Below are 5,579 nucleotides of genomic sequence, written 5' to 3' on the forward strand. Positions count from 1 at the left end.
GATAGACCAGCCGCCGCGCCGGGATCTCGGCCGCGAGCCGGCTGATCTCGGCCAGTTGGTCGGCGGCGTCGCGCTCAGGATGCGTCAGCATGGCGTCTCCCCCTCATGGCAGACTGAGCACGCTGCTACTGATCAGCGTCGCCCCGCAGGAACACAGCGACCCATGGACCGCCACGTGCCGCCCCTGGANCTGCAAGCGCGGGCTCCCGGTGACGATGGTTTGTGCCCCGTGGAGGGTGCACTGCACCGCATCGCCCACGCACGCCACGGGGCGGCCGTCGGCCACGAGCGGACTGCTGGCCCCGGTCACCGTGCCACCGTGCGACGCGTCCAGGATATCCCCCAGATGGGCAATCGGTGGCATTACAGCAGCCGCTCCAGGCCCCACAGGCTCAGCACGTACTGATAGAGCATGGGCCGCTGGCGGTTGCGCTGCACCTGGAACTCGCGTGGATAGACCAGCCACACCGCCAGGTTGAGCGTATCCACCAACAGCAACTGCACTAACTCGGGGTCTTGTTGATTCGCCGCGAGGTCCTTGCGCTCTTGGTGATAGGCGTCAATCAAGGCGTCGCGCAGATTGAACAGCATCACATCGCCGGCCGCCAGGCCCGCCGCCCCGGTGAGGTTCTGAATCGCACCCATCTTGTAGCCCGTGGTCGCGCGCAACGAAATCTGCGTAATGCCGGAGCCGAAATCGTCAACATAGGCGCCGCCCATGGTATGGATCGCGGCGGCCCGTGTCGGGTGGGTGTAGCTCATGTCCTCCGGGCGCGGCACCACCCAATGCATCCAGCGCGGCAGATTGTTGTTGAGCCGCATCAACACGATGGGCCGCTCGGTCTGATCGATGCTGGCCAGCGCACCGCTGGTCAGCGCCGACCCGAGGAGCCCGCCCAGGGCGCCGCCGATGAGGGGGAGTGAGAAGTCCATGGCGTCAGGTAATCGTCGCCGTGCCGCCGGCCAAGGTCAGCGTCAGGCCGCCGCCCTGCAACTGGCACATGGCCGGGGTCAGCTTGAGCGCAAAGCCTGAGCCGGTCACATCGACGCTGGTCTGATTGAGCAGCAGCTTGGTCGCGCCTTGTTGGACATGCACCCCGTCGGTCTCCATGGAGATGGTCTGATCCGTGGTCGGGTTGTACAACGTCATGGTGCCGTCGGCGCCGATGGTGCGCTTGAAGCCCGACGGATGATAATCCTTCAGTTCGTTTTCGCCGGTCCCCATGGTGCCATCCAGCGGGAAGATGAACCCGACCACCACCGCCTGCTGGCGCGACCACGCGACCGCGCACAGGGTGTCGTTCTGCCCGGCCAGGCGCGGCGCCCACTTCCCGCCAGGGGCCGGGTCGACCTTGGGCAAGTACGCGAACCCGTGATCCTGCGAGGCATAAGGGGCGACCACCGGGACGCACGCGGCAAACCCGCCATCGTCCAGGAACACCACATCCACCAGATGCTTGTCGGGATAGGTCTGCGCCACCCGCGCGATGCGGATGCTGTTGACGTTGGGGACAGCGGATTCAGTGTGCTGCATCAGGACTCCATGACCCCTTGCCGGCCTTCGGCCCAGAATGGCGACTGCCCCTTCTGGGCGAGCTTGTCCCGCTGGTCGTAATTCGTTGAGCGGATGAATTGCACGTGCGTGAAGAACTCATGGCCGGGCACGAAGGTGTGCGACACCTCGGTGATGTAGTGCTCGCACACGAATTTGCCGCGCTGGATTTCGTAATAAGCGCCGATGGTCAGTTTCTCGTTGCCGCGCACCACCAGGGCACCCTGATCGCGCAGCACATTATCGGTGTTGGCGGCGATCAGCCATTGCCGGCGCAGCGCCGCCCACGCTTCCAGCGCGAGGGCATTGCTCGCCGCTTGGCCGCGCTGCTTGGTGGCCTGTGCGCCGCTCCCGCTGGGCTGTTGCGCCGTCTCCAGCGTCAGGATGCGCGGCCCGTAGCGGTCTCCGGCACAGTTGGGGTCCTGCAACCGGTGCACGTCNGGCAACTGTTGTTGGAGCGCAACGCCGAGCTTGACCTGTTCGCTGATGAACGAGGCGCGCGTCGTCACCCAATAGATGTTCTTCACCTGGGCGTCGGTGCGCTGGTAGGTCGCGGAGCGCACCATGCGGAACTCGGGGACCAGGGTCTTGGCGTCACTGTCCGGGGCGACTTTCGCGATCTTGNTGGCGTTGATCGTCTGCCCGGTGTTGNTGATGAAGGCNCCGTTGCGATCCTTCCACGGCGTCGGGCGGTAGACCACCCAGGGGCCATCCGCCCGGTCCTCGACATAGAGCTCATTCCACGGCGTGTCGGCCTGGTCGAACATCATCTTCCAGGCCGTGCCCTCGGTCTCGCTCATGCGGCTGATGTAGACCTCGCCCTGGGTCACGCTGGGGTCATACTTCAGCAGTTGCACCGCGGGCGAGGCCGCTTGCATCTTTTGCAGCAGATCGTTCATCAGNNNATCGACGAACACCTGGATGTANGCCGCCGCCGACAGNTAGGTGAACTCCCCCATCCCGTAATCGGCCGGNCGCAGGATCGGCAGCAGGTTCTGNCCATAGGCGGCGCCCGCCAGCAGGCTGATTTGGGCGATCTCGCCNATGCAGCCGTAGTCATCCCCGGCCAGCGTCACCATGCGCGACGGGGTGCCGTCCTCGCCGATCGACTCGGCGCGGGTCACGGAGCGGACGAAGCCGCGCATGACGATCGGCGGCTTGCCGTCGGGGTATNCATGGGCGTTNCGCGCCAGGCGGATTTCAATCACGTCCATCGGCGCCACCTGGCCATAGAGCGAGTCGNCCACGGCNGTCGGCGTGATCTTGAACGGCTGATCCGGCACGCTGATCTCCCAGGTCCCCTTGGGCGCGTCCAACGCCTTGGCCGTCGTCACGTGGCCGTTGTCGCCCAGCAACGGCGCGACCTCGATCGTCGTGCCGCGTTGCGTGGTGATCGTCACCCGACAGGCCGGAGTGAAGACGCGCGCGCCCATCAGCCGCCGTCCGCCAGGTCGACATCGCCATGCAGGCGCGGCCGTTCGACCCCGGAGCCGGCGCGCAAGCGTTGCGTGGTGCGGCTGCGCGTCTGACCGTTGACGCGTTGGTTGATGTTCAGGGTCAGTTCGCCGAAGCGGTCTTGGGCCGCGCGGCCGGATTGGGCGGCGAGGTGGCGGTCGAGGTTGGGGACGTAGGCGGCGTCGCGGTCGGCCGGCTCGCGAGCCACGGACTCAAACCAATCTGGAATATCGCCGCCGCCCGCGTGCCTATTGATGTTGCGCTTGTTCCACATATACGGACTGTTCACCGTGCTCATGTCGGTATGCAGCATGTTCGGGTGCTTGGCATACACCCCAAACCGTCGCACCCCAGACGACCGTAGCTGCCGCACCAGATTCGCCCGCTCCGTCGCATTCATCCCGGCCATGCTGATGTCCGCAGCCAATCCGTGCGGGTGCATGGACCCCGGCGTGTCCGTGCGTCCTTCGCGTCCGCTGGTGATGTGCAGGTCTTGGCCGGCGCGCTCCAGCCTTGCCCGGAAATCCGGGTCCAGGGCGTCTTGGGATGGTTCATCGAAGCGTAGGCGACTGCCCGTGGTCACCGCCCCGCTGCCGGTTGGCGCAACCGCCCCGCTGCCGGTTGGCGCATACGGCCCGAGCCGATTGTCTTGCAGAAACTTCTTGGCCTTGTCGAGATACTTGGGGTCGGCGTGCGGATTGGTTGCGAAATTCTTGCCGCCGTTGTAGCGCTGCATCCCGCGGAATACATCACCGCCCTCGGCCTTGATCTGTTCCGCCAGATAGCGCGCCCCGTCCAGCGCCTGCTGTGCGGGTGACTGCCCAAGGATTTGCTCTCGGGTCAGCCCGTATTGCTTGGCCGCGCCGGAGCGGTGCAACTGCATCATGCCGAACGCTTCGCCGTTGTCGGCTTGCGGTTTGAACCCGGATTCGGTGTTGGCAGTTGCCGCAATCGCCCAGGCGGGGACGCCGGTCAGCCTTGCCGCTTCGTTAATCTCATCCTGATACGGAATCCCGCCCGGCAGATCGGCAGCGCCGGCTGATGGCACCAGGTTTTCCAAGACGGCGTTACCCGCCCGCCGCAGCAGTCGGCCAGCGCCATTCAACAGGCCGGGTGCCGCCCTTGCCGCCGCCCCCGCCGCCTGGAACGGCAAATTCGCGATACCCGTCGGCGACATAATCACGCGGCCAGCGCTCAGGGCCGCATCGCCCACCCGCTGCGCCAGCGAATCGCGCACGCCCCCGGTCGGGTCGGCAATATCCGCCAACTCCTTCAGTTGGGTGACGATCTCTTGCACGCCGTTGTCCACCGCGCTCAGGCCGGTGGATGTCGCGTTCTTGATCTCGATCAGCACCGGATTGACCTTATTCCCGACCGTATCCCCCAACGTCTTGGCGTACTCCGCATCCGTCATCCGGTCTTTCTGGCCTTCGGTTTTCTCAATGCCATGGGTGGCGATGGTCTTGACCAACGCCGTGCGGATCGCTTCCGCATTGCCGCCCGCCAGGGCATCCGTGATCGGCTGTTTCTGCGTGCCGCTCAGGAAACCCATCTCCTTGACATAGCGCTTCGCCATGGCCGGCAACTCGTCCGGCCGGGCGCCCATCGCCTTGATGATCTCGTTGATGCCGCCCGTATTCATCGTCGCGAGATCCACGCCGTAGCGCCCTTGCAGGTCGTTGGCGAAACCGCCCAAGGTCTGCTTGCGCTCTTTCTTCAGCGTGCGCGCCAGGTCCAAATACACCTTGGCTTGCGGCTCGGATAGATTATTGAGATAACCAAACGCGGTGTACTGCTCGAACTGCGGGCGGTGGCCGTACTCCTGATCAAAGCTCTCCATGCGGGCATCCATGACGGTCGTGCCCCGTTTGCCGCCCACCTCGCCCAGGTCGAAGAACATGCCGCTCTGGCGCGCGAAGCGCTGCGCATAGAGGTTGGTCACGCCGGCCTGCGACAACGCCCGCGCGTTGAACAGTTCCTTCGCCAGATCGCCGTCGCTGCCGATCGCGGTGTTGACTGAGTTGATCAGCCCTTGACCGGCCGCGCCCTGCAACGCCGGGTTACCGTAGGTCGCCATGCGCAGCCGCAGGTAGGCGTCCTGCTCGCCCGCGGGCATGGTGGTGAAGGTGGTGTTGCCGTGCTGGGTGGCCTGGGTCAGCAGGTCATCGATCACCTGCTGCGGGTTCTGCGTCATCCCGCCGTCGCGGATCACCTGCCCGAGCTTGAGCGCGAACTTGGTTTGCTCCGCGTCGTTGCCGCCGCCCACGCCATAGCGCGCCAAGCCGCCCAGGGTGTTGGCGGTGCCGTTGATGTCCAGGCCATAGGAGCGCGCGAAGCCGGCCGCGTGGCGGTAGCCGGTGTCGATCTTCCCCTGGTCGGCCTGATAGGCCGCTTTGGACCAGATGCCCGCGGTCTTGATGGCCTCGTTGCCCGATTGGCCGATGGCGACCGCGGCGGTTTCGATGTTCTTGGTCATCAGGTCCAGTGGCCCGCCCAGGTCGCGGGTCTGGCGCATGAAGACATCGCGCGCCTCGTTGCGCTCCTGGGTGTAGGCCACGCCCTTCATCACCGC

At 65.6% G+C, this 5,579-nt stretch carries 4 protein-coding genes; all 4 read right to left on the minus strand.

Features of this window, described 5'->3' with window-relative positions:
- Positions 1–103: 103 nt before the first annotated feature.
- On the minus strand, positions 104–364 hold the full coding sequence (locus A39O_RS0105765; protein WP_020503748.1) for a PAAR domain-containing protein: 261 nt from the start codon (positions 362–364) through the stop codon (positions 104–106).
- On the minus strand, positions 364–933 hold the full coding sequence (locus tag A39O_RS0105770; RefSeq protein WP_020503749.1) for a hypothetical protein: 570 nt from the start codon (positions 931–933) through the stop codon (positions 364–366). The genes A39O_RS0105765 and A39O_RS0105770 overlap by 1 nt, the downstream gene beginning before the upstream one ends.
- A 4-nt stretch (positions 934–937) precedes the next feature.
- A complete protein-coding gene (locus A39O_RS0105775) occupies positions 938–1,534 on the minus strand; it encodes a hypothetical protein (protein WP_020503750.1) in 597 nt (198 codons plus the stop codon).
- Positions 1,535–2,984: 1,450 nt separating this feature from the next.
- The coding region (locus A39O_RS36260) for a transglycosylase SLT domain-containing protein (RefSeq protein WP_211211541.1) at positions 2,985–5,579 on the minus strand (2,595 nt) is incomplete at its 5' end.

Source organism: Lamprocystis purpurea DSM 4197 (assembly GCF_000379525.1).
Classification (GTDB): Bacteria; Pseudomonadota; Gammaproteobacteria; order Chromatiales; family Chromatiaceae; genus Thiodictyon; species Thiodictyon purpureum.

What these genes read in the sequence shown, in the direction of transcription:
- A39O_RS0105770 (WP_020503749.1), bottom strand. Translation starts at nt 933, where the DNA reads ATGGACTTCTCACTCCCCCTCATCGGCGGCGCCCTGGGCGGGCTCCTC.
- A39O_RS0105775 (WP_020503750.1), bottom strand. Translation starts at nt 1,534, where the DNA reads ATGCAGCACACTGAATCCGCTGTCCCCAACGTCAACAGCATCCGCATC.